Genomic DNA, 24,247 nt, shown 5'->3' with positions numbered 1-24,247 from the left:
CGGTCGTGTGGTCTGGCGGGCTCGTCGATCGGTTTTGGTTCGATGAAGCCTGCACGCAGCACCTGTTCAACCAACCCTCTCCGCATGCAGCACCTGTTCAACCAAACCCTCTCCGCATGCAGCACCTGTTCAACCAACCCTCACCGCATGCAGCACCGGTCAACCAATCCTCACCGCATGCAGCACTGGCTCAACCAACCCCGAGCGTCGCGTCACCCAAACTAACGCAGCTCGCCCGAGACCCCAGCATTCAGCTTGCGAACCCAAAGCAGGCCGCTCGGTGGGAGGGATCCCTGCGACGAGCACCGAGCCGCGTACTGTCTTGGAAGAGCACCCAGGCGTGGCTCGGCTCGAGCGCAGGAGTAGGGAGGGCGCCCGCCGAATAGGCCGCGGTGCACCGTCGAAGCCGACCGAGCACCGCAGGCCCGCACCACGAGCGCCCGATAGCGCGACCCAAGCTCGCTAGCTATCCAAACCCGAGCAGCTGCCCGCCCTGATAGACGATCAACGCCGCCACATACGCGATCACCGTCATGCTCACCAACATGAAGATCGGCCACTTCCAGCCGCCGGTCTCGCGCCGGACGACCGCCAGGGTCGACATGCACTGGCAGGCGTAGACGAAGAACACCATCAGCGCCAGGCCTGACAGCGGCGAGTAGCGAGGCTCGCCCGTCTCGGGGTCCTTCGCCTCGCGCATCGCGTCGCGCAAGGGCGCGTCGTCCTCGTCGGCGCCCTCGATGTCGTAGACGAGGCCCAAGGTCGATACGAGCACCTCGCGCGCGGCGAAGCTGCCGATCAGCGCGACGCCGATGCGCCAGTCCTGGCCGATCGGCTCGAGCGCGGGCTCCATCGCCTTGCCGACGGTCCCGGCCACCGAGCGCTCGATCGCCGTCTCGCCTTCGCTGAGCTCGCTGGGGTCGACGCGCGGGAAGGTCAGCAAGCCCCACAGCACGATCGTCACCGCCAAGATGATCGTCCCGGCGTCGCGCAGGAAGTCGAGGGTCCGGTCCCAGACGTGGCGAAGGGTGTCGCGGATCCGCGGCAGGCGGTAAGGCGGCAGCTCGAGCACCAGCGGCGGGGTCGGGCTCTTGAGCAAGGTCCGCTTGTAGACCGCCCCGAGCACCAGGGCGGAGACCGTCGACAGGCCGTACATGGCCAGCAAGATCAGCCCGCCCTGGGTGAAGGGGCCGAACACCCGCTCGTCGGCCACGAACAAGGTGCCGATGATGAGGGTGTAGACCGGCAAGCGGGCGCTGCAGCTGACGAAGGGGATCATCAAGATCGCGACGACCCGGTCTTTGAAGGACGCGATGGTCCGCGTGCTCATGATCGCCGGGATCGCGCAGGCGTAGCCCGACAGCAGCGGCACGAAGGCCTTGCCGTTGAGGCCGACGCGGGCCATGAGCCGATCGACGATGAAGGCCGCGCGGGCCATGTAGCCCGAGTCCTCGAGCAAGCCGATGAACAGGAACAACAGGGCGATCTGCGGGACGAAGACGACGACGTTGCCGACCCCGGCGATCACGCCCTCGGTGACCAGGTCCGTGAACAGGCCGGGGCCGAGGATCGAGCGCGCGGCCTCGGACAGCCAGCCCACGCCGCCCTCGATCACGCCCATGAAGGGGTCGGCCCACGAGAAGATCGACTGGAACACCAGGGCCATGACCGCGACGAAGATCAGCGGGCCGAACACCCGGTGGGTGAGCACGGCGTCGACCTTCTCGGAGGTGGCCATGGCTGGGGCCACGTTGGCGTCCCTGGACTCGGCGGCGTCGGCCCCGAGCCCCAGGCCCTCGAGCAGGCGATCGACCTCGGCGTAGCGCGCCCCGACCAGCTCGGCCATGGCCTCGCGTACGGCCTCTTCGTCGAGGCCGTCGACGCGCTGGCGCTCGGCCTCGCTGGGCGCGGCGAGCTCGAGGCGGTCCGCCGCGCGACCGGCCAGGAGCCAGCGCTGGCGCGGGCCGTCGCCGCCCATGTCCGCGAGACAGCGCGCGAGCACGCCGCCTTCGGGGGCAGGCACGAGGCGCTGCTCCATGAGCTCGAGCTGGCCCGCCATCGACTTCAAGCGCGCCGCGAGCTCGGGGACGCCCTCGCCCGTGCGCGCGACGGTCTCGACCACGGGCAGACCCAGGGCGGCCTCGAGCGCGCGGGCGTCCACGCCGACGCCCGCGTCCTTGGCCAGGTCGACCATGTTGAGGACCACGACCACGGGCAGGCCGAGCTCGAAGATCTGCAGGGCGAGGTAGAGGTTGCGCCCGAGGTTGGTCGCGTCGAGGACCAGCAGCACGAGCTCGGGCGCCTCGACGTCGGCCCCGGTCAGCGCCCGGAAGGCCACCGCCTCGTCCTCGGCCATGGGCGTGAGGCTGTAGGTGCCGGGCAGGTCGACCAGGCGCACGCCCTCGACCGCGCGACCCTCGACCCGCAGCCCGCCCTCGCGGGTCTCGACGGTCACGCCGGGGTAGTTGCCGACCTTGTAGCGCGAGCCCGTGAGCAGGTTGAACAGGCTGGTCTTGCCGACGTTGGGGTTGCCGGCCACGGCGACGCGCAGCGCCTTCACCCGCGCGCCTCCGCCTCGGCCAGGACCACGCGCTCGGCTTCACTGCGGCGCAGGGACACGTGGTAGCCGCGCAGCCGCAGCTCGAAGGGATCGCCCAAGGGCGCGCGCTTGATCACCCGGACCTCGACGCCGGGGACGAAGCCCATCTCCAGCAAGCGCACGGTCATCGCCCCGCGACCGCTCACCGCACGCACCCGACCCTGCTCCCCCGGCTGCAGCTGGGCGAGCGTGGGCGGCCCCTTTTTTTGAAAAGGCATTTCAATTGGGAGCGATACCAAGTTATCAAGGCCGTTTCAAACCGCCACGGTGGCTAGCTGTTTGAATTCATTGTTCATTTGTACCCAGCGCGGCGCGCCGAGTTCTATGGTGCCCCGGTGAGCGAGGCGGTGCCGAGCGAGCTTCCGATTGAAGCGATCCTCCCGGCGCTGCGCGAGCGCCTCGAGAGCGGAGGCCCGCGCACCAACCTGGTCATCGAGGCGCCGCCCGGAGCGGGCAAGACCACCCGCGTGCCCGTGGCGGTGCTCGACTGCCTCGACCGGGCCCAAGACGGCGGGACGATCATCGTGCTCCAGCCCCGTCGGCTCGCCGCGCGGCTCTCGGCCCAGCGCGTGGCGAGCATGGTCGGCGAAGTGGTGGGCGAGCGCGTGGGCTACCGCGTGCGCTTCGATCGGGCCGTCTCGGCGCGGACCCGCGTGCTGTTCATGACCGAGGGCGTGCTCTTGCGTCGGCTTCGCAGCGAGCCCGAGCTGCCCGGCGTGGCGGCGGTGATCCTCGACGAGTTCCACGAGCGCCACCTCGACGGCGACCTGCTCCTCGCCCTGCTCACCCGGCTGCAGGGGCGCTGCCCCGCCGACCGGCGCCTGCACGTGCTGGTGATGTCCGCGACCCTCGACGCCGAGCCGATCGCGGCGCACCTCGGGGCCGAGCGCCTGCGCAGCGAGGGCCGGAGCTTCCCCGTGGAGGTTGCCTACCGCGCGCCCAAGGCCCGCGCGAAGTCGAGCCGGGGCGAGCTCCCCCTCGAGCGCCAGGTCGCCGCGGCCGTGCGCGAGCTCGTCGAGGACGGCCGCGTCGGGGCGCGCTCCCCCGAGGGCGGCCACGTGCTCGTGTTCTTGCCGGGCGCTCGAGAGATCCGCGCGTCGGCGGAGGCCTGCGCCAAGCTGGCCGCGAGCGCGGGCCTCGAGCTCATGACCCTCCACGGGCAGCTGTCCCGCGAGGCCCAGGACCGGGCGGTGTCGCGGGGCGACCTGCGGCGCGGCAAGCTGATCTTGTCGACGAACGTCGCGGAGACCTCGATCACCATCGACGGCGTGGTCGCGGTGGTCGACAGCGGCCTGGCCCGGGTGGCGGACTTCGACCCGAGCACGGGCCTGCCCCGCCTGAGCCTGGCCCCGATCTCCCGGGCGTCGGCGGCCCAGCGCGCCGGTCGTGCGGGCCGGACCCGCCCGGGCCTGTGCCTGCGCCTGTACTCCCGGGCCAACCACGACCAACGCCGCGCCCACGACCTGCCCGAGCTCCAGCGCCTCGAGCTCGCCGGGCTGTGCCTCGAGCTCGCGGCCGCGGGCATCCGCGAGGTCACCGACGCGAGCTTGCCCTGGCTCGAGGCCCCGCCCGAGGCCAGCGTCGCGGTCGCGCGGGAGCTCCTGCTCCACCTCGGCGCCATCGATGACGCCGGCGCGCTGACGGACACGGGCCGCGCGATGTTGGCCTACCCGGTGCACCCCCGGCTCGCGCGCTTGCTGGTCGCCGGGGTCGAGCTCGGGGTCGGCCAGGCCGTCGCCCGAGCGGCCGCCGTGCTCAGCGAGCGGCCCCTGCGTCCGCCCGGGAGTCGAGCCACGCGCATCGACGACGCGGACGTGTTCGAGGCCATGGCGTGGCTCGGGCGTGGTGGACGCGACGAGGGCCGAGCCCCGCGCAGCGTCGACCCGGGCGCGCTCGCGTCCGTGCGCCGCGTCGCGGCGCAGCTGAGCAAGCTCGCGCGGCGAGGGGCAGACAAACAACCGCGCCTGGCCAAGGCCGAGATCGAAGCGCGGGTCCGTGAGGCCCTGCTCCTCGCCCACCCCGACCGCGTCGCGCGGGTCGACGTCGACGAGCACGACCAGCGCCGGCTCGTGTTCGCCTTCGGCGGCTCCGCCCAGCTCGCCGAGAGCAGCGGCGTGCGGGCGCAGTGGGTCGTCGCCCTGCGCAGCGAGGAGCGGCGCGAGGGCCTGCGCCGCCAGGCCCGGGTGTCGATGGCCTCGGCGATCGATCCCGACTGGCTGCTCGAGCACTACGCCGACACCATCGAAGACCTCGAGCGCGTCGCCTTCGACCCCAAGCGCGAGCGAGTGTTCGGCGAGTCGGCCCTGCGCTACGGCAAGCTGACCATCGAGTCCTCGGCCATGCCCCGCCTCGACCCCGAGCGCGCGAGCGCGGCCTTGCTCGAGGCCGCGCGCCAAGCTGGCGCGAGCGCCTTTTGTGACGCCGAGGCCCTCGATCAGCTGCGCCGCCGGGTCGTGTTCGTGGTCAGCCAGCGCGGGCTGTGGGCGGGCCTGGACTTCGAGACCCTCGTCGACCGCAGCCTCGAGCGCGCGTGCACGGGGCGGACCAGCTTCGCCGAGCTGCGCGAGGCCGGGCTGCTGACCACCATCGAGCTCGAGCTCGACGCCCTCGCCGGGACGCCCCGCAGCCTCGCCCGGCTCGCCCCCAGCCACGTGCGCCTCCCGGGCGGTCGTCGCTTGCGGATCACCTACGAGACCGATCGGCCGCCGTGGGTCGGCTCGCGCCTCCAGGACTTCTTCGGCATGGCCGACGGCCCGCGCATCCTCGACGGCGCGGTGCCCCTGGTCCTGCACCTGCGCGCGCCCAACAAGCACGCCGTCGCCGTGACCACCGACCTCGCCGGCTTTTGGCGCGAGCACTACCCCGAGCAGCGCCGCCGCTTGAGCCGTCGCTACCCTCGCCACGACTGGCCCGAGGATCCGCTGACCGCGAAGCCGCCCGCGCCGGGTGGTCGGGGTCGTCGACGCCGGCGCTAGCTGGGATCGCGGGGCGTGGCGAGCACGAGCGCGGCCGACTCCTGGGCGACCCAGGCTTCGCGCCGCGTGACGGCGCGAGCCCCGGGCGCGTCGGCCCAGCGCGCACCGTCGACATCGACCTCGACCGCGCCGCGTTGCAGCCACGCGAGGCTCCCGGCCTCGACGACGCGGCGCTCCCCCGCGTCGAGCTGCGTGCGCTCGAGCTCGAAGCTCGCCCCGCGATAGACCTGGCTCGCGCCGCCCTCGTGGACCTCGAGGGCCAAGCGCGCGCGATCGCGGGTGATGGCCACCTCGACGCAGCCGCCCGAGGCCTCGAACACGCCCAGGCGACCGGGCAGGGCCTGGGGCTTGCGCAGGCGCAGACCCACGGACTCGAGCACGGGGTAGAGCAGCAAGAGCGCCGCGCACAGCTCCTGGGCCGCGGTCTCGATCAGCCGGTAGCGGCGGTGCACGAGGAGCTCGGCGACCTGCCGGGCCGCCCGCGAGTAGTCGCAGCTGCGCTCGAGATCCCCCGAGCGCGCGGCTTCATCCAGGGGCAGCACGAGCTCGACGTCGACGAGCAGCGTCTGCTCGCGGACCCGCTCCCCGGGCAGGATCCCGACGACGCACTCGACGCGCAGGTCCGCGATGCGCAGGCGGTCGCGGCTCACAGCTCGCCAGACAGGAACTCGAGGATGGTCGCGACGGGAACGCCCGAGCCGCCCTCGACGTTGACCCCGAAGGGCTTGTTGACCATGGCCGGCCCCGCGATGTCGACGTGCATCCAGCGGTGCTCCCCGACGAACTGCTCGAGGAACAGGCCGGCCGTCAGCGAACCGCCCGCGCGCTCGCCCGTGTTGCGCAGGTCGGCGATCTTGCTGTCGAGCATGCTCATCAGCGCCTTGGGCAGGGGCAGGCGCCAGTGCTCCTCACCCGCGCGCTCGCCCGCGTCCAGCCACTTGGCCGCGAGGGCGTCGTCGCGGGTCATGGTCCCGGTGATGTGCGGCCCGAGGGCGACGATGCACGCGCCCGTGAGCGTGGCGAAGTCGACGATGAGATCGGGCTCGAGCTCGCCGGCGTAGACCAGCGCGTCGGCCATGGTCAGGCGACCCTCGGCGTCGGTGTTGTTGATCTCCACGGTCTTGCCGTTGCTGGCCCGGAACACGTCGCCGAGGCGGTAGGCGTGGGCGCCGATCATGTTCTCCGCCGCCGCCGAGATCACGTGGACCTCGTAGGGGAGCTCGAGCATGGCGACGCCGTAGAAGGCCCCGATGACCGCCGCCGCGCCGCCCATGTCGAGCTTCATGCCGAGCATGGCGTCGCTCGGCTTGAGCGAGTAGCCGCCGGAGTCGAAGGTCACGCCCTTGCCGACCAGGCACACGCGGCCCTTGCTCTCGCCCTTGGGCTTGTAGGTGAGGTGGATGAACTTGGGCTCCTCGTGGCTGCCGCGGCCGACGGCGAGGTAGAGGCCCATGTTCCGCGCCTCGCAGGCCGCCCGATCGAGGACGGTGCAGCTGACGTCGTGGCCCGCCTCGCTCAGCGTGGTCGCCAGCTCCTGCGCCGTGTTGGCCAGGAAGGTCGGCGTGACCAGCTCGCCCGGGCCGTTGCCCAGGTCGCGGGCGCGCGCGATGGCGTCGGCGACGATCTGTCCGCGGCGCGAGCCCTCGGCCTGGCCGTCGACGGTCTCGGTCAACACCGACACCTCGCGCAGACGCTGGGGCTTCAACTCGTCCTCGCCGAGGTACTGCGCGTAGCGGTAACCCGACAGCGCCAACCCCTCGGTGATCAGCCGAGCCTGCTCCGCGTTGGGGGTGAGCTTCCCGCGCAGGTCGAGAACGAGGGACGCGACCCCCTGAGTGCGTGCCGCTCGCCCCGCCTCGAAGGCAAACTTTCGCAGATCCGCGACCGCGCTGAGGTCGCCTGAGCCCAGCAGCAAAACCTGACAAAAGCCCTCCCTCCGATCCGTGAACTGGAAGCGGTCTCCGGCCTTGCCCTTGACGCCGGTGTTCGTGAGAGCTGCACGTACATCCTCACCAAAGCGCTCACCAAGTGTGTCCATGTCGTCCGCCCCGAAGGGGACGACCGTCAATTGATCGAAATTCGCGCTGGGAGCCTGGGGTGTCCAGTCAATCTGCAACATGGGCGAGCAGAACCTACACGGGCGAGGGGTCGCTTTCCACCCGTCTCAGTTTGCAATTTGCGAGAGCTAGAACACAAAAAATGCTTGTTTGATATCGCGCAAGAGAGTGCCTGATACTCAACTGAACATAAACTTAGTTCAAGGATCACTCAGGTGTACTTACTTGAGCTCAATGATCACTTACCTTCCTACAACCAACACTCAACTTCATATAATTGAATATCAAAGATGTTAATTAGAGTTGACGTGCATGATCTTCCTCTGTACGGTGCGCGATACCGTCACCCTGAAGGAGGGTCCGCTCACATGACTACCGAGGAAGCCAAAGCCGGCACCAAGAAGAAGGCGACCAAGAAGAAGGCCGCCAAGAAGAAGGCGACCAAGAAGAAGGCCGCCAAGAAGAAGGCCGCCAAAAAGGCGCCCAAGAAGGCCGCCAAGAAGAAGGCCGCCAAAAAGGCGCCCAAGAAGAAGGCTGCCAAGAAGAAGGCCGCCAAGAAGGCGCCCAAGAAGAAGGCCGCCAAGAAGAAGGTCGCCAAGAAGAAGGCTGCCAAGAAGAAGGTCGCCAAGAAGAAGGCTGCCAAGAAGAAGGTCGCCAAGAAGAAGGCTGCCAAGAAGAAGGTCGCCAAGAAGAAGGTCGCCAAGAAGAAGGCCGCCAAGAAGGCGCCCAAGAAGAAGGCCGCCAAGAAGAAGGCCGCCAAGAAGGCGCCCAAGAAGAAGGCCGCCAAGAAGAAGGCCGCCAAGAAGGCGCCCAAGAAGACCGCCGCCAAGAAGAAGGCCGCCAAGAAGGCGCCCAAGAAGAAGGCCGCCAAGAAGAAGGCCGCCAAGAAGAAGACCGCCAAGAAGTAAGGCGAACTTCTGCTACGCAAAAAGCCGCCGATCACTCGGCGGCTTTTTCGTGGGCGCAGCCCGACTGCGGGCTCAAAGCATCTCGAGCGCGCTGACGAAGGTGCGCAAGTTCGTGTAGCAGCGCGGGCCGTCGAAGATCAGAGTGAGCGATGCTTCGGGGTCCGCGTCCATGCGTTCGGCGAGGGCGTAGGCCAACACCTCGGCGTTGCTCGAGCGCACCCGGGCGTCCTTGCCTCCGGCCACGCGCAGCCAGTCCACGCCGTCGAGCTCGAGCACCTGGCCGGTCATGCCGAAGGCGGGCGCGTAGACCTCGACGTCGATCGTGCTGCCAAAGGCAGCGGCGGCCTGGGTCTCCCACAGCCCCTGCGCCTCCCAGATCATCGAGTAGCCCTCGGCGCGGGCCTGCTCGACGAAGCGAGTCATGCGTCGACGCGAGAGGTTGCCGGGGCTGAAGCTGGGCGGCGTCCCGACCACGAAAGAGCGCGTGCCCAGGGCCTCGGCCGTCACCTTGGTCACCGCCCACGCCTGGTTCACCGCCGGGGTGTCGCGGAAGTGGCCGTAGCTGCCCGTGTCGTCGAGGCTGCGGTTGGTGCCCACGACGATGCCGTCGTCGGGCTCGTGGCTGAGGTAGTGCCACGCGTAGGGGATGAGCTCGGCCTTGGGGTGGCGAGCGCGGAGACGCTGCGCGAGCCGCTTGACGGACGCGGCCCGCGGTGGGTTGAGAAAGGTCGAGCGCACGAGCACGACCTCGACGGGGTCGGTCTCGCGAGCGCCCTTGAGGACGCTCTCGTCGTTGACGGCGATGCCCAGGCGCAAAGACATGGCCGCGCAAGCTAGCCCATCGGGGGCACGCTGACAAACGGCGCGAGGCTCACGACTTGGGCGGCTTGGGCGGCGTCGGCCCAGCGTCCAGGTCGAGGTCGCCCCAGCCGTCGTCGAGAGCATCGAGCGCGGGCGCGCCGGGCTTGGGCGCGCCGGGCTTGGGCGCGGACAGCTTGGGTACGCCAACGGAGGGCACGCCGACCTTCGGCGGTCCGGCCTTTGGCGGGGCGATGGTCGGGACCTTCGGCGCGCCGGGAAGCTTGGGCGCGCCACCGGGAGCCTTCGCTACGGCCGGGCTCGGCACCGAGGGCTTGGCGGTGGACGGCGTGGACTTGGCGGGCGCGGGCTTGCTCGGCAACACGGGCCCGCGCTTGGGCGTGGACGGTGGCGCGAACTTGGGGACCTCGCCGAAGTTGGGCAGCGAGAACAGCGAGCCGCCGCTCGCAGCCGGAGCGCTCGAGGCGGGCTCTTCCTCGGGCTCGTCGAAGGCGGCCGAACGGAACAGGCTCGGCGTCGGTGCCGGGGAGAAGCTTGGACGCGCCTGCTCCCGAGCTTTGCGGCGAGCTTCGGCCTCGCGGGCTTCCTCCGCCTTCCGGGCTTCCTCCGCCTTCGCGGCTTCTTCCGCCTTTCGGGCTTCCTCCGCCTTCGCGGCTTCTTCCGCCTGCCTAGCAGCTTCTGCCTTTCGGGCTTCCTCTGCCTTCGCGGCTTCCTCCGCCTTCGCGGCTTCCTCTGCCTTTCGGGCTTCCTCTGCCTTTCGGGCTTCCTCTGCCTTTCGGGCTTCCTCTGCCTTTCGGGCTTCCTCTGCCTTCGCGGCCTCCGCCTTCGCGGCTTCTTCCGCCTGCCGAGCTGCTTCTGCCTTCCGGGCTTCCTCCGCCTTCGCGGCCTCCGCCTTCGCGGCCTCCGCCTTCGCGGCTTCCTCGGCCTTCGCAGCAGCTTCCGCCTTCGCTGCAGCTTCCGCCTTCGCTGCAGCTTCCGCCTTCGCTGCAGCTTCCGCCTTCGCTGCAGCTTCCGCCTTCGCTGCAGCTTCCGCCTTCGCTGCAGCTTCCGCCTTCGCTGCAGCTTCCGCCTTCGCTGCAGCTTCCGCCTTCGCAGCAGCTTCCGCCTTCACGGCCGCCTCCGCCTTCGCGGCAGCTTCCGCCTTCGCTGCTTCCTCTGCCTTCGCTGCTTCCTCTGCCTTCGCGGCAGCTTCCGCCTTCGCGGCAGCTTCCGCCTTCGCGGCCGCCTCCGCCTTCGCGGCCGCCTCCGCCTTCGCAGCAGCTTCCTCGACCTTCGCAGTCTCCTCGACCTTCCCGGTCTCCTCCTCGGCCTTCACGCCCTCCCCGGTCGTCGCCTCTTCGTCCCCACGACGCGCGTCGGCCTTGGCCTTGCGCCGCGCGTCCCGGCGAGCCTGCTTGCGGCCGCGCTTGCCCTTGGGCTTCTTCTCGCCCTTCCCCTTCTTGTCCTTGCTCTTGTTCTTCCCCTTGTTCTTGCCAGCCTTGCGCGCCCGCTTCTCCTCGGCCTTGAGGTAGGTCCGCAGGGCCTTGCGCGCCCGCTTGAGCAGGTCCTCGGCCATCTCGTCCTTGGGGTCGGTGGCCTCGACGGCGGCCTCGGCCCCCTCGAGGAGCTCGGCGGCATCCTTGGCCCGGTCGAAGCGAGTCAGCGCGAGGGTCAGGCCCGCGAGGACCCGCGGCGTCGCGCCGAGGTGCTCCCGAGCGTGCTCGAGGTGCTCGACGGCTTCGCGGTTGTGGCCGGACTCGGACAGCAGGACGAGGCCGTAGTTGAGGTGATCGAGGTCCGAGAGCGCGTCGAGCTCGGCGAGCTGCTCGAGCAGCTTGCGGGCGTCCTTGCGATCGCCGGACTGGACCAGGGCGTGGGCCTGCGCCGACAGGAACTGACGCTTGTCGCCCTCGGCCGTGCACACCCGCGCGGCCTCGGCGTAGGCCTGCGCCGCCGCCCGGCCGTCGCCGACGACGAGGTGCAGCCGAGCCTGCTGCAGGTGCAGCCAGCCATGGGGCGCAAACAGCTGGACCAGCTTGTGCTCGCGGATCTCCTCGAGCAGGTCGTGGGCCTTGGCCTTGTCGATGCTGCCGACGCGATCGGCGAACTTGTCGAGGACGAGGCTGCGGATCACCACGGGGGCCGCGGCGTAGCCCACCAGGCCGAGGGCCGCGATGCCCCAGTAGGCCGCCTGCTCGGTCAGGTCGACGACGAACCACGCCGCAGCGAGGGCGAACAGGGCGAACCACAGCCGGACGAAGAAGCCCGGCAAGGGTCGGCCGGACTGTTGCCAGAGCGCGTCGGGGATGGCTGGCGTCGCCGGGTCGGAGGTCACGATCGAACCGGACACGGTCGGGCAAGTTGCCTCAGCCGCGCGCGCAGGGCAAGCGCTCACCAGCGTAGCCTGTGCGCCTGCGCAGGAGCGAGCACGACAAAGGCCACCCCAATGGGGTGGCCTTCGAAGCGATTGGACCGGGCTCGGCCTAGCTGACCTTCTCGATCGCCTCGTCGAGGCGCGGCAGCAGCACCCGGATGAACACGGCGACGGCGCCCGCGATGGCGGCGAGCACGAGGAAGAAGGTCACCGGCGTCATCATGTTCATGATCCCGCCAAAGAAGCCCGAGAACTTGTTGCCGAAGGCGGTGGCGAGGAACCAGCCGCCCATGGCCAAGCCGACGAGCCGCTTGGGCGTGAGCTTGGTAACCAGGGACAGGCCCATGGGCGAGATCAGCAGCTCACCGGCGGTGATGATCGCGTAGAAGCCCACGAGCCACATGCCCGAGACCCGCACGGCGCCGCCGTCGGAGGCCAGACCCGCGAGGGCCATGAGCAGCAGCGAGGCCGTGGTCAGCAGCAGCCCATAGAACACCTTCTTGGCCGTGGTGATCTTGGTCCGCGAGGCGAGGAAGCCGAACAAGAGCACGATCAGCGGCGTGAACGCGACGACGAACAGGGCGTTGAGCGACTGGAAGAGCTCGGGGTTGATGGTCTGGACCCACTTGCCCGGCGGCAGAGTCTCCGGCGGGTGGCCGTAGGTCTCCTCGTAGCCGGCGTAGATCCCGTCGAAGCTGTCCTGGGTCACGACGTAGGTCGGGAAGCTGGCGCCGTCGGCGGAGCGCATCAGGGTGACGCGGCGCTTGGGCAGCTCGCGCTCGGCGACCTTGACCGAGAAGGTCGGCACGCCGTGCGCGTCCTTTTCTTCGACGACCTCGACGCTGCCGTCGGCGTAGACCGCCGTCGAGAACTGGAACAGCGTCGCGTCCTCGCCGGTGAAGTCCGTGGCCTGCGCCCCCGGCTCGAACTCGTGCAGCTCGAGCTCCGGGTAGCGCTCGGTCAGCGCCCCCAGGGTCTTCTCGTCGAGGCGCTTTTGCCCAAACATCCGCGCGACCCCCGGCTCGTCGACGACGACGAGGTTGTTCGGGTCTGGCCGCGGCACGTCCTCGGAGGCGTTGCCGTAGTAGCTGGGTAAGGCGTCCTGCTGGAAGGCCGCCGGCGCCGGGATGTCCCGGGCCGTGCTGTCCTCCGCCCACTGCGTCATCGCCGAGCCGTTGAGGTGCAGGACCATGAAGAAGGTCCCGCCGGCGACGTAGATCGGCAGCAGCGCCCACAGCCCCTGGCGCTCGTGCTCCTGCGCCGTGTTCGGCAGCCGGATGAAGAACACGAACACGGGGATCATGCCGACGATGAAGCCCATCGTCGCCGGGGTGACCGCGAAGTCCGGGATGAACTTGTTGGCCAGGACGTAGGTGAGCACGCCGACGACCAGGGCCGGGGCGAGGATCTTGCCGAGCACCTCGCCAAAGCCCGCCTCGCCCTTGGCGCCCTCGTCCTCTTCCTTCTTGGGCTGGCGGTCCGCCGCGGCGAGCACCTTCCAGCCGGCGACCAAGATCAGCACGCCGAGGATCAGCCCGACGCCCGCGGTCCGGAACACCATGAGCCAGCCGTAGCTGTTGCGAATGCCCGAGCTGAGGAAGGAGGCCAGGAAGGCACCGATGTTGATGCCCATGTAGAAGATGTTGAAGCCCGAGTCGCGCTTGGGGTCGCCGGCCTCGTAGAGGTTGCCGACCATCACGGAGATGTTTGGCTTGAACAGGCCGTTGCCGAGCACCAGTAGGATCAAGCCGGCGAAGAAGAAATTGGTCCCGGGGATGCTCATCGAGAACAAACCCGCGGCCATGATCAGCCCGCCGATGAACACCGACTTTCGGTACCCGAGGAAGCGGTCGGCGATGATCCCTCCGGGGAAGGGCGTGAAGTAGACGAAGGCGAGGTAGAAGCCGTAGATCTCGTTGGCCTCACCTGCGGATAGGGCCAGGCCCCCGCGCTCGAAGTCCTTTGCGTAGAGCAGCAGGACGTTGAGCATGGTGTAGAAGGCGAGACGCTCCCACATCTCGATGAAGAACAGCCAAAATAGGCCTACGGGGTGGCCAAGTATCTTCTTGTCGCTCACGGTGTTTTGACCTCGAGCGGGCATCATCGCCGCGTGGACACCCAGGGGCAAGGGTGGCCCCACGGGTCTCTTGCGACCGCGTGACGGGGGGATCCCTCAAAGGCGCCCGTGATAGAACCCAGTCTGGTTTTTTTGACTCGATCCCATGCTTTCGTGGCTAGCGCTGCCCTCGGTCTGTGCGTACTCGGATGCCCGGGTGACGACACCGGCTCAGACTCTGCGGCGAGCGCGGATCAGGGCGACGACGTGGGAGACAGCGAGACCGGCGAGACCTCCACGGCGGTGTGCGGTGACGGTGTGGTCGAGGGCGACGAGCAGTGCGACCTCGGTGCCGGGAACGACGACAACGGCAACTGCACCACGGCCTGCACCGTCGCCGAGTGCGGCGACGGCTTCGTCTATACCGAGTTCGAAGAGTGCGACGACGGTAACGACGACAACACCGACGACTGCGTCCAGGGCTGCAAGCTCGCGGCCTGCGGCGACGGCTACGTCCAGGCGGGCGTCGAAGAGTGCGACGACGCCAACGACGTCAACGACGACGACTGCAACAACATGTGCCTGCCCGGCAACTGCGGCGACGGGATCGTCCAGGACGGCGAGCAGTGCGACGACGGCAACACCGACACCACCGACGAGTGCCCGGCCTGCCAGCTCGCCTACTGCGGCGACGGCGACGTGCAAGACGGCGTCGAGGGCTGCGACGACGCCAACGCCGAGAACACCGACGAGTGCCTCAACATCTGTCAGCCCGCGAGCTGCGGCGACGGCTACATCCAAGACGGCGTCGAGCAGTGCGACGACGGCAACCTCGAGGACAGCGACACCTGCCCGAGCTCGTGCCAGGACGCCTACTGCGGCGACGGCTTCGTGCACGAGGGCTTCGAGGAGTGCGACGACGGCAACAACGTGTCCGAGGACGGCTGCACCGACGTGTGCGAGCTCGAGTGCGGGACGGACTGCTGGAGCGAGGAGGGCTGCGTGACCGAGCTCGGGCGCTGCGTCCGGTTCAGCTGCCGCGCCGCCAACGAGATCAACGACTGGTGCGACAGCTGCATGGGCTGGCAGGAGGTCAGCTACGACCAGTGGCTCAACCAGGGCTACTGCGAGGACGTCACCGGGATCTACCGCGACCTCTACGGCTACGCGACGGCCTGCGGCGGCGCCCCGACCTGCTGCGCCGATCAGCAAGCGTGCGGCGGCACCGACAACGCCTGGCACTTCTCCAACGGCAACTCGACCTACTTCACCGGCCCCTGCCTCGGCTGCCAGGGCGTGGACGACTGCACCTACTGGAACAACGTCGTCACCGGGACCCATACGCGCATCAGCGTGTGCGAGAAGGGCGGCTGAGCCGAGGTCAGTGCTTCGAGGTCAGTGCTTCGAGTCGAGGGGCCCCAACGGGGCCTTCTTCTTGCCCGAGTAGTCGGACTTGGCCTTCTTCTTTTTCGAGGGCTTCTTCTTCGTCGGCGCCGGCTGCTCGTCGAGCTGGTCGTCGAGCCACGGGCCCACGGCGGGGCTCTCGGCCCGGGCCTGATCGAACCAGGCCTCGGCGTCGGTGTGCTGGCCCTGCTGGAGGCGGCACAGGCCGACGCCCGCGTGGGCTCGACCTCGGGCGGCGTCCTCCCGCGTGCGCCCGATGACGGTCTCGTAGTCGGCCGTCGCCTCGACGCAGCGCCCGGCCTTGCGAGCCTTGTCGGCGGCGTCGATGAGATCCCAGCTCTCGTTCTTGGTCAGCGGCTCGGGCTCGGGCTCGGGCTCGACGGCTCGCTCGACCGCCTTGGTCTTCTTGGACTTGGGCTTGCTCGCCCCCGGCGTGAGGTCGTCGCCCGCGACTTCTTCTGCGTCGCCTTGCTCGCCTTCCTCTTCGGCCTTCGCCTCACCACCGCCGGCGTCGGCACGCTCGGCGCCACCTTCCGCGCGCGTGGGCATGGCGGCGTCGGTCGGCGCCTCGCTCGGGCGCGGCTCGTCCTTCTTTTCGTCGGCGCTCGGCGACTCGACCAGCGCCAGGGTCTCCGCGGTCTCGGGCTCGAGCATCCACAGAACCAGCGCGGCCGTTCCAGCGAGGGCGAAGCCGGGGACCAGGGTCCCGCGCCAGCGCTCCCAAAAGCGCTGCCAGCCGCTCGCGGACCCGCCCGCGCCGACGCCCTCGTGGTGCTTCGTGCTCGTGCTCGCGACGGCCCTCGCCTCGGCGAGCACGTCGGCGAGCAGATCGTCGCCGGGCTCTTCGAGGGGGAAGGCCTCGCGGCACAGCGCGAGCACGTCGGCGTACTCGTGCATGCGCTCGTCGAGGGCGGGGGAGAGCTCGAGCTCGGCCAGTCGCGCGTCGAGGTCTTCGTCCTCGGCGCCGAATGGATCCGACAATAGCTCGAGGGCGTCCTCGAGCTCGTCGAGCTCTCGTGGTTCGAACTCAGCCACCTGCAGATGCTTTCTTGGGCGGTCGCGCCCTGGTTGCAAGCGCGGAGTCCCGCGGGTCGATGTCGTGAAGCTCACTGCGGAGCTTCTCGAGGGCGTAGCGCATGCGGCTCTTGACCGTGTTCTCCGGCGCGCCGACGGCTTCGCCGATCTGCTTGAAGGACAGGCCGCCGAACTGGCGCATGACAAAGACCTCGCGCTGATCGTCAGGCAAGGTCTGGATCGCCGCGGCGACGCGGTCGCGGATCGTGCCGGCCTCGGACGCGACGTCCGTCGACACCTGCTTGGCGGCCGTGCGATCGAGGATGGTGAGCCCCGAGTCCTCGCCGCGGCGCTTGGACTCCAGGGGCAGGGTGCGCCGAAATTTTTGACGCCGGCTCTCGTCGACACACAGGTTGCGGGCGATGGTGTAGATCCAGGTCGTGAACCGAGCCGTGCGCTGGTAACGATCCTTGGCTCGGATCACCCGCAGGAAGACTTCCTGGAGCAGCTCCTCGGCGCGGCTCTTGTTGTGCACGCTGCGGAGCAAGAAGTTGAACAGGCCGCGCCTGTGCCGAGTGACCAGCTCTTCGAACGCGGCCGCCTCGCCATCACGGAAGGCGAGCATCAGCTCTTCGTCGCTGCGGGCCTCTTTGACCCTTTGCTCTCGCTCGCCCATCGCCCGAATGACCCTACGAATTTGCGGCCGCACCCCCCCGCGACGCAAGTCGGTGGGCTTGGGCGAGGCGAAAGGCGTGGTCCAGGCGAGCGTGGCGGTCCCCATTACATGGCTCCAACGGACGAGCAGGCCGATCGGCGCCCGGTTGGGGGAATTCGTCGGGCGCGCCGACCGTGGGGCGAGGTCTCGAGCATGTGAAGGCTGCGAAACGCCGATTTCGACGTCAGGATCTACAGCTTGCGCCAACCGCGCTGACGTGGAGCTCACAAAGCTCGCTTCAGCGCGCCCGGAATTTCGGCTGGCAGCGCGTACACATCACGCCGCTGCGGTTTTGGCTGACGAAGTCCGCGAGCCGCCGGCCACAGCGCGGGCAGGGCTCGCCGCCGCGGCCGTAGACGCGCAGATCGTCCTGGTTGCGCCCAACCTCGCCGACCACGTTGCGAAAGTCCTTGAGGGTGGTGCCGCCGTTGCGGACGCCCCGCTCGAGCACGAGCACGAGGGCGTCGGCGAGCTTCGACCACGAGCGGCGCGAGAGCGAGGCCGCCGGGCGCAGGGGATTGAGGCGCGCCTCGAAGCAGGCCTCGACGGCGTAGATGTTGCCGATGCCCGCGACGGCGCGCTGATCCAAGAGCGCGTCTCGGAGCGCGCGCTTGCTCTTGCCCAGCGCCGCCTCGAGCACGGCGCCGTCGAAGTCCTCGCTCAATGGTTCGGGCCCGAGGGCGGCGACGGGCTCGCGCTCGTAGATCGTCTCGCGCGTCCCGACCTTGAGCCCCCCGAAGCGGCGGGGGTCGACGAAGCGCAGCTGCCGATCGTCCGCGAAGGTCGCGATGAAGTGGGTGTGATCGACGATGGGTTGATCGGCCCGAGCCACGCCGCAGCGTCCCGACATGCCCAGGTGAATCAGCAGCACGAGCTCGCCCTCGTCCGCGCCCTGCATGTGCCAGAGGATGTACTTGCCCCGGCGACGCACGGGGCCCGGCGTGGCGCCGCGCAGCTGCTCGAGGCCCTCGTGCTTGCGCAGCCAATTCTTGCCCGTGCGTAGGTTGAAGCTCGAGCGCCACAGCTTCACCACCGGCGTCTTCAGGCGCGCGCGGGCCAGGCCTCGGCGGACGGACTCGACTTCGGGCAGCTCGGGCATCAGCTCTCGTTCTCGACCTCGACCTCGACCTCGACCTCGACCTCGGCCTCGGCCTCGCGGGCGCGCTGGAGCGCGGCGAACTCGGCGGGGCCGAGGCGCTCGGGTCGGATCTTGGGGTCGAGGCCGGCGGCGGCGATCCACCGCTGCGCCGAGGCCTTGTCGCCCACGCCGAGCAGCGCGTTGGCCAGGGTCTTGCGCCGACGCTGGAAGCAGGTGCGGACCAGGTGCAGGTAGGCCTTGGGGTCGCCGACCTCCCCGAGGGGCTCGGGGCGCGGGTCGAGGCGGATCACCGCCGAGTCCACCCGCGGCGGCGGCAGGAAGCAGCCCGCGGGGGCCGAGCACACCTTTCGGATCGCGCGCACGCGGCCCAGCGCCGCCGTGGCCCCGCCGTAGCGCTTGTTGCCCGGGGGCGAGCACAGCCGATCGGCGACCTCTTTTTGGACCATGACGATCCACGGCCCCGTCACGGCGTCGTACTCGAGCAGCGCGAACAGCAAGGCGCCGGTGAGCTGGTAGGGGAGGTTGCCGACGATCGCCGGGCGCGGCTTGCCGGCCTCGAGCAAGGCCCGCGCGTGGGCGCCGTAGTCGAACTTGACCGCGTCGGCCTCGTGCAGGCGAAAGCCCGGGAGCGCGCCGAGCTCGGTCCGGAGCACCGCGCACAGATCGCGGTCGCGCTCGATCGCGTCGACCTCGGCCCCGGCGGCGAGCAGGTGGGCGGTGAGCGTGCCCAGGCCTGCGCCGATCTCGACCACCGTCGAGCCTGGACCGGCGCCCGCGGCCGCGGCGATCTCGAGGTGGACCTCGAAGGCGTGGAGGAAGTTCTGCCCCCAGCTCTTGCGCGGCGCGAGGCCGTGGCGCGCGAGGAGCTGCTTGGGCGAGGGGATCGCGCGCAGGTCGATGGTCACGGCGTCGCCCCCGTCCCTACCCCGGCGGCCGCAGCCAAGATCGGATCGTCGAGGCTCGTGCTCGAGCTGAGCTCGACGGCGCGCAGCCACCCGCGGCGGTGTCGGGCCGCCCCGGCGGCGGCGATCATCGCCGCGTTGTCGCCACAGTAGGCCAGCGGCGCCGTCGCAAAGGTGAAGCCCTCGCGCGCGGCCGCGGCCTCGAAGGCGGCACGCAGGCCGCGGTTGGCCGCGACCCCGCCGACGACGTGGATCCGCGCGCAGTCGTGGAGCCGCCGGGCCGCGCAGGCCTTGGCCACGAGCACGTCGACGACCGCGGCCTGGAAGGACGCGCACACGTCGGCGAGGGCCTGGCGCGAGTCGGGCTGACCGACGCGCTCGATGTGGGTGGCGACGGCGGTCTTGAGCCCGGCGAAGGAGAATTCGAGGTTGCCCTTTTTGTTCATCATCGCCCGGGGGAAGGCGACGGCCTCGGGGTCGCCCTCGGCGGCGAGGCGATCGATGATCGGCCCGCCCGGGTAGCGCAGCCCCAGGAGCTTGGCGACCTTGTCGAAGGCCTCGCCCGCGGCGTCGTCCCGGGTCGCGCCGAGCAAGGTGTAGTCGCCCAGCCCGCGCACCAGCACGAGCTCGGTGTGGCCGCCGGACACCAGCACGGCGAGGTGCTCGGGCAGCTCGTGGGCCTCGGCGCCGCCTTGATCCGCGCGACGCAGCAAGGTCGAGAACAGGTGGCCCTCCATGTGGTGGACGCCGTGCAGCGGCAGGCCCGTGGCCAGGGCCAGCCCCCGCGCCGCCTGGACGCCGACCAAGAGCGCGCCGACCAGGCCCGGGCAGTCCGTCACCGCGAGGGCGTCGAGGCTCTCGCCGAGCTCGTCGAAGCGCAGCCCCGCCTGCTCGACGGCGCCGCGGAGCACCGGCGCGAGGGCGTCGAGGTGGTGACGGCTGGCGAGCTCCGGGACCACCCCGCCAAAGCGCGCGTGGACCTCGACCTGCGAGGCGACCACGCTGCTGAGCACGGTGCAGCCTTCCACGATCGCGCACGCCGTCTCGTCGCAGGAGGACTCGAGGGCCAACACCCGCATGGGCCTGTCGGTGGCCGTCATCACTCGTTCAGTTCGCGGTCGAGCCGACGGACGTTCTTTTTGATCATGCCGGTGTAGTTCGAGTCGGTCTCGAGCTCGAGGAAGCGCTTGTAGGCCTGGAGCGCGCCGGCCTTGTCCTCGGTGGCCTCGAGCAGCCCGCCCAGGGTCGAGAAGCCGCGGGCCAGGTCTGGGTCGGACATCGTCGCCCGACGGGCGGCGGCCGCCGCCTCTTCGAGCTTGCCGGCCTCGGCCAACAGCTCGGCGCGCAGCAGCAGGGCCTCGGCGTGGTTGGGCGCGACCTCGAGGATCTCGTCGATGAGCTTCGACGCCTCGTCCTTGCGCTGGAACTTCTTGAAGTAGCGCTGGGCCGAGGCCAGCTTCTCGTCGATCTCGGCGACCTGCTCGGGGCTGAGGGTCTCGCCGTCCGCGGCGGAGTCCGTCTCGGCTGCGGCCTCGGTGTCAGACTCGCTCTCCTCCTCGGCCGCGCCCTCCTCACTCGGAGCTCCGGCCTCACCGCCGACCGCCGCGGCCTCGTCGGCCTTTGTCGGCTCGCCCTCGGCCTCGCCTTGGTCCTTGCCGGAGTCCTGGACCGCGCTGTCGTCTCCGCCCTCGGTCTCGCCCCCATCTTTGTTGCCGCCCATGCCGAAGGCGACGAACAAGCCGCCGCCGATGAGCACGACGAGGCCGATGGCGATGTACAGGCCCATGCCGGGGCCCGAGCTCTCGGGCTCGCCCCCGCCGGACTCCAATTCAGACCCGAAGTCGGAGTCGGCGAGGCGCGCGGGCGGGGTCAGGTCGGGGGAGCTCAGCGGGCTCAGCTCGGGCTCGGCCTTGGCGACGGGCTCGACCGCGGCCTCGGGGACCTTCACGGCGACCGAGCCGAAGTCGTCGCCGCTGCTGAACTCGCCGGCGGCGTCGTTGCTCAGGCTCGAGTCGATGGTCCCGCTCGTGCTGGTCGCCGCCTCGGGAGCCTCGGGCTCGGGGGCGGGCGCGTCGGCTTCGACGGGGGCTACGGGCGCGTCGTCCTCGTCTTCCTCGTCCTCGTCGACCTCGCTGATGACGGGCGCGGGGCGAGGCGCGATGAACATCGACTCGGTCTCGCTCCGATCTCGATCGCGCAAGCGCTCCGCCCGGGCGATGGCGTCCTCGACGGAGTGGATCGGCCCGTCGTCGTCGCCGTCGTCGCCGTCATCGTCATCGTCATCGTCGACGTCACGGATGACCGGGCTCGGCAACGGCCGCATGCCAGACAGCTCCTCCTTGCTCAGCCGCGAGCTGAAGTCCTGCGAGCCGGGCTCCGACGCCGACTCGGGCTCCGCTTCCGGCTCCGCTTCCGGCTCGGGCGCGACGGACAGCGCCGGCCCGCCCACGGGCTCGGTGTGGCTGAGCGCGTCGTCGTCGTCATCGTCGACGATGGCGCTGAGCTTGTTGGCCAGAGCCGTGACCCCCGAGGGCTCGGGCGAGGGCGGCGAGGGCGACGAGCCCGAAGACGAAGCCGCGGGATGCCCCGGCGGCGGCGCGAGGGAGGGGAAGCTGTCCGACGAGCTCGAGTCGTCCGAGCCCAGGCCAAAGTCGAAGGGCGGCTTGAGGGCCGAGCCCGAGCCCGATGACGAGGAAGACGACGCCGTCGACAGCGAGGTCAGCGAGCCCGAAGACGAGGGGTCTTCGAGGGGGGTCAGGCCCTCGCCGAGGGAGGGGGTGTCGTCGGGCAGCCCGGCCACCAGACCGTCGCCGCTCGCCGCAGCCGCGGGTGAGGGGAAGGTCGGCATGGGCGGCAGCTCGCCCGGCAGGTCGTGGGGCCCCGACTCCATCGTGGTCGGCGGCTTGAAGAAGGCCGGGCTCGCCGTCGGCAGGTCCCAGGCCTCGAGCTTGAGCGCCGTGCTGCTGTCCCCGAGCTGCACCTCGTCGTCGACGTCGCCGTCCGGGTCGGCCGAGAGCAGGCCTTGGAAATAAAGGGTCGAGATCGCCTCGAGGGCCTCGAGGTCGTCCTTGCCGGTCTCGTCGACGACCTCGATGATCGTCCGCCGCCCGTCGAAGCGCCGCAGCACCTCCTCGAGCTCGGGCCCCAGCAGACCGTCGGGCAGCTCCTGAACCGCGGCCCGATCGACGCTGAGCACCTCGCTGAGCGCGGGCAGCTGCTCGAGCAAACGACCCCACTCGTCGACGCGGCGCATGCCCTCCATGAGCAGGCCCTGCGTCGACTCCTTGATCACCGCGTTGCGGGTGATCGGCTTGAACTCGACGGCGAAGCTCCCGTCGGCCAGACCGAGCAAGCGATAGACCGCCTGCTCCGCCTGCAGCCGGCCCATCTCGGCGTCGATGATCACGCCGTCGCGGAACCAGATCGTCGCCTCGCCCAGGTCCGTCTCAAATTGGATCGTCCCGCTCTTGCGCGAGATCTCGATGGTCTGGAACAGGTCGACCACCGCCATGTCGGCGAGGTGCCCCGTGAATTTCGTCCGCGCGGCGTTCTTGCTCTCTAACTTTTCCCGCTGCTTTCGCTGCATCAGCATGCGTAAGCGCGTGGTGACCTCTTTGATGTAGATCGGCTTGACGAGGTAGTCCTCGACGCCGAGCTCGAGGCCGCGGACCTTGTCCTCGATGGCCTTGGCCGAGGTCAGGAATACGAAGGGGATGCCCGCCCACTTCGGGTTCTTCTTGACCGCCGTGCAAAAGGCGAAGCCGTCCTCGCCGGGGAGGCGCGTGTCGGAGATGATCAGGTCCGGCTCGCTGTGCTCGAGCACCAAGAGCGCGGTCTCGAGGTTCTCCGCCGTAGTGACCGTGAAGCCCGCCTTGCGCAGGCTGACTTCGAGCACTCGCCTGCTGCGAGTGTCTCCATCGACCAAGAGTAGGTTCTGCCTCGGCACGTAGAGCGATCCTGCTCGAACCACCCCGCGCGTGCGGGGCATCCGCCTGCGTTGGATGCGTCAGCGACGCAACCAAACGGGCGGACGATAGCAACGGGCACGGCGCAGGGGCAAGGGAAGGGGCGCTGGGATCGGCGGATCCTGTACACCGGTTCGGGGAGCTCAGTGCTCCCGAGTTTCCACGCCGCTCGTTCGCGCGAACTCGCGTGTCCGAGTAGGGTGCCCGAGGTGAGTCAGAACCCCCGACCCACGGGAGCCGCTCGGGCGACTGTCGCGCTGATCGTGTGCTGCACCGTCGTGTTCGTGGCGGCCTTCATCGTCGCCCTCGCGCGCGCCGAATCCCTCGATATATGGGCTCTGGCGCGCTACCTGGTCCTGTTCGAGGATCTCGAGCTGCTCGAAGCTTGGGGCGCTCTGACACCGGCGAACATCTGGATCGACGGTCAGTGGTGGCGGCTGGCGAGCGCGGGCTTTCTCCACGGCTCGTGGCTGCACCTCGGGCTGAACATGCTGGCGATGTGGAGCGTGGGCCGGTGGACGGAGTCGATCTGGGGTCCATGGCGACAGCTGGCGCTGTTCATGGCATCGAGCCTCGGGGGCTGCCTGGCCTCGGTCGCGTGGGCCGAGTCGCCGCTGGTGGTGGGCGCTTCGGCGGGGATCTTTGGGATCGCGGGCGGGCTCTTGGTGGCCCGGCTGTGGGGCTCGGAGTCGGTCCAGCGCGAGCTCGAGGTCATCTCGACCCGGCGGCTGGCGGGGTCCCTGGGCTTTTGGATTCTGGTGGGTTTTGGGTTGCCGCTGGTGGGGGTGAACATCCTGGCGCAAGCGGGGCATGTCGGCGGCCTGGTCGTGGGCATGCTGGTCGCGGGGCTGTTCACGCTCGAGCTCGAGACCCTGAAACAGCGTTTAGTAGCCGGGGCGCTCAGCCTTGGGCTGGTGGGCGGCGCGGCAGCCTGCACGTGGATGGCAGCGGAGCCCAGCGGCCGGGACAACTACCACCTCTTCCTCGCCTTCGAGCACCTCGACCGCGGGGAGCCGGAGCTGGCGGTGCCCCACTTCGAGGAGCTCCCGGAGGATGACCCGGTGATCAACAACGCGGCGGCCTACGCCATGGCCGAGGCTCGGGTCGAGCTGGACCGGGCGCTGGAGTTGGTGAACCTAGCCCTCGAGGAGGACCCGGACAACGCGGACTATCTCGACACGCTGGGGTGGATCGAGTGTGGGCTCGGGCGCATCGAGGACGGGCGCGCGAGCTTGGAGCGGTCGAAGGCTGCGGCGAGTCGGGAGATTCCGGAGATCGACGAGCATCTCGCGGCTTGTGTGGAGTGAGTGTTCCACGTGGAACGTGGGCTTGGTGCAGAGCGATCGCCGTGCTTGGGCAAGCTGGATCTCGGCTCGAGCAT

The 24,247-nt window shown here is 69.8% G+C and carries 16 protein-coding genes and 1 pseudogene; 4 read left to right on the top strand and 13 right to left on the bottom strand.

Annotated features, from left to right (window positions below):
• Positions 1–466 precede the first annotated feature (466 nt).
• Positions 467–2,560, bottom strand: a complete 2,094-nt coding sequence (gene feoB, locus PPSIR1_RS29275) for a ferrous iron transport protein B (RefSeq protein ID WP_006974827.1) — start codon at positions 2,558–2,560, stop codon at positions 467–469.
• Positions 2,557–2,817, bottom strand: a complete 261-nt coding sequence (locus tag PPSIR1_RS29270; protein WP_006974826.1) for a FeoA family protein — start codon at positions 2,815–2,817, stop codon at positions 2,557–2,559. The genes feoB and PPSIR1_RS29270 overlap by 4 nt, the downstream gene beginning before the upstream one ends.
• 117 nt (positions 2,818–2,934) lie before the next feature.
• Here PPSIR1_RS29270 and hrpB point away from each other — a divergent pair, with 117 nt between their 5' ends.
• Positions 2,935–5,574 carry an ATP-dependent helicase HrpB gene (gene hrpB / locus PPSIR1_RS29265; RefSeq protein WP_006974825.1) on the top strand — a complete coding sequence of 880 codons (2,640 nt, stop codon included), beginning with the start codon at positions 2,935–2,937 and terminating at the stop codon, positions 5,572–5,574.
• Here the strand turns inward: hrpB and PPSIR1_RS49640 are convergent.
• Together PPSIR1_RS49640 and PPSIR1_RS29255 are read right to left on the bottom strand one after the other, a co-directional pair.
• On the bottom strand, positions 5,571–6,224 hold the full coding sequence (locus PPSIR1_RS49640; RefSeq protein ID WP_006974824.1) for a dihydroneopterin aldolase: 654 nt from the start codon (positions 6,222–6,224) through the stop codon (positions 5,571–5,573). The genes hrpB and PPSIR1_RS49640 overlap by 4 nt on opposite strands.
• Positions 6,221–7,612, bottom strand: coding sequence for a leucyl aminopeptidase (locus PPSIR1_RS29255; protein WP_157596101.1), 1,392 nt, complete (start codon positions 7,610–7,612; stop codon positions 6,221–6,223). The genes PPSIR1_RS49640 and PPSIR1_RS29255 overlap by 4 nt, the downstream gene beginning before the upstream one ends.
• Before the next feature lie 603 nt (positions 7,613–8,215).
• Here PPSIR1_RS29255 and PPSIR1_RS51330 point away from each other — a divergent pair.
• Positions 8,216–8,296, top strand: a pseudogene (locus PPSIR1_RS51330) (histidine biosynthesis protein HisIE); the annotation flags it as partial.
• A 315-nt stretch (positions 8,297–8,611) separates the two neighbouring features.
• On the opposite strand, the gene PPSIR1_RS29245 reads toward PPSIR1_RS51330, so the two are convergent.
• The 3 genes from PPSIR1_RS29245 to PPSIR1_RS44175 form a co-directional block, all read right to left on the bottom strand.
• Positions 8,612–9,361 carry a hypothetical protein gene (locus PPSIR1_RS29245; RefSeq protein ID WP_006974821.1) on the bottom strand — a complete coding sequence of 250 codons (750 nt, stop codon included), beginning with the start codon at positions 9,359–9,361 and terminating at the stop codon, positions 8,612–8,614.
• A 49-nt stretch (positions 9,362–9,410) separates the two neighbouring features.
• Positions 9,411–11,687: a tetratricopeptide repeat protein gene (locus tag PPSIR1_RS48385; protein WP_157596100.1), complete on the bottom strand. Its 2,277-nt coding sequence runs from the start codon at positions 11,685–11,687 to the stop codon at positions 9,411–9,413.
• Positions 11,688–11,820: 133 nt separating this feature from the next.
• The gene (locus tag PPSIR1_RS44175; RefSeq protein ID WP_198154640.1) at positions 11,821–13,788 is read right to left on the bottom strand and encodes a peptide MFS transporter; all 1,968 of its coding nucleotides are present in this window, start codon (positions 13,786–13,788) and stop codon (positions 11,821–11,823) included.
• A gap of 153 nt (positions 13,789–13,941) precedes the next feature.
• Here PPSIR1_RS44175 and PPSIR1_RS29230 point away from each other — a divergent pair, with 153 nt between their 5' ends.
• Entirely contained in the window at positions 13,942–15,141 is a 1,200-nt protein-coding gene (locus PPSIR1_RS29230) for a DUF4215 domain-containing protein (protein ID WP_198154639.1), read from the top strand.
• Between the two features lie 21 nt (positions 15,142–15,162).
• Here PPSIR1_RS29230 and PPSIR1_RS29225 read toward each other — a convergent pair whose 3' ends face one another.
• From PPSIR1_RS29225 to PPSIR1_RS44170, 6 genes are all read right to left on the bottom strand, one after another.
• Positions 15,163–16,206, bottom strand: a complete 1,044-nt coding sequence (locus PPSIR1_RS29225) for a tetratricopeptide repeat protein (RefSeq protein ID WP_006974817.1) — start codon at positions 16,204–16,206, stop codon at positions 15,163–15,165.
• A complete protein-coding gene (locus PPSIR1_RS29220) occupies positions 16,199–16,861 on the bottom strand; it encodes an RNA polymerase sigma factor (protein ID WP_006974816.1) in 663 nt (220 codons plus the stop codon). The genes PPSIR1_RS29225 and PPSIR1_RS29220 overlap by 8 nt, the downstream gene beginning before the upstream one ends.
• Before the next feature lie 277 nt (positions 16,862–17,138).
• The gene (gene mutM / locus PPSIR1_RS29215) at positions 17,139–17,999 is read right to left on the bottom strand and encodes a bifunctional DNA-formamidopyrimidine glycosylase/DNA-(apurinic or apyrimidinic site) lyase (RefSeq protein ID WP_006974815.1); all 861 of its coding nucleotides are present in this window, start codon (positions 17,997–17,999) and stop codon (positions 17,139–17,141) included.
• Positions 17,999–18,904, bottom strand: coding sequence for a 16S rRNA (adenine(1518)-N(6)/adenine(1519)-N(6))-dimethyltransferase RsmA (gene rsmA / locus PPSIR1_RS29210; protein WP_006974814.1), 906 nt, complete (start codon positions 18,902–18,904; stop codon positions 17,999–18,001). Before rsmA ends, mutM begins: the two co-directional genes overlap by 1 nt.
• Positions 18,901–20,001: a tRNA (adenosine(37)-N6)-threonylcarbamoyltransferase complex transferase subunit TsaD gene (gene tsaD, locus PPSIR1_RS29205; RefSeq protein WP_006974813.1), complete on the bottom strand. Its 1,101-nt coding sequence runs from the start codon at positions 19,999–20,001 to the stop codon at positions 18,901–18,903. The genes rsmA and tsaD overlap by 4 nt, the downstream gene beginning before the upstream one ends.
• On the bottom strand, positions 20,001–22,889 hold the full coding sequence (locus PPSIR1_RS44170; RefSeq protein ID WP_086001797.1) for a response regulator: 2,889 nt from the start codon (positions 22,887–22,889) through the stop codon (positions 20,001–20,003). The genes tsaD and PPSIR1_RS44170 overlap by 1 nt, the downstream gene beginning before the upstream one ends.
• Before the next feature lie 186 nt (positions 22,890–23,075).
• Here PPSIR1_RS44170 and PPSIR1_RS49625 point away from each other — a divergent pair, with 186 nt between their 5' ends.
• Positions 23,076–24,173, top strand: a complete 1,098-nt coding sequence (locus tag PPSIR1_RS49625; RefSeq protein ID WP_198154638.1) for a rhomboid family intramembrane serine protease — start codon at positions 23,076–23,078, stop codon at positions 24,171–24,173.
• Positions 24,174–24,247 lie beyond the last annotated feature (74 nt).

The sequence above is a fragment of the Plesiocystis pacifica SIR-1 genome (assembly GCF_000170895.1).
Lineage (GTDB): Bacteria > Myxococcota_A > Polyangia > Nannocystales > Nannocystaceae > Plesiocystis > Plesiocystis pacifica.
This window is presented reverse-complemented; position numbering and strand designations above follow the sequence as displayed.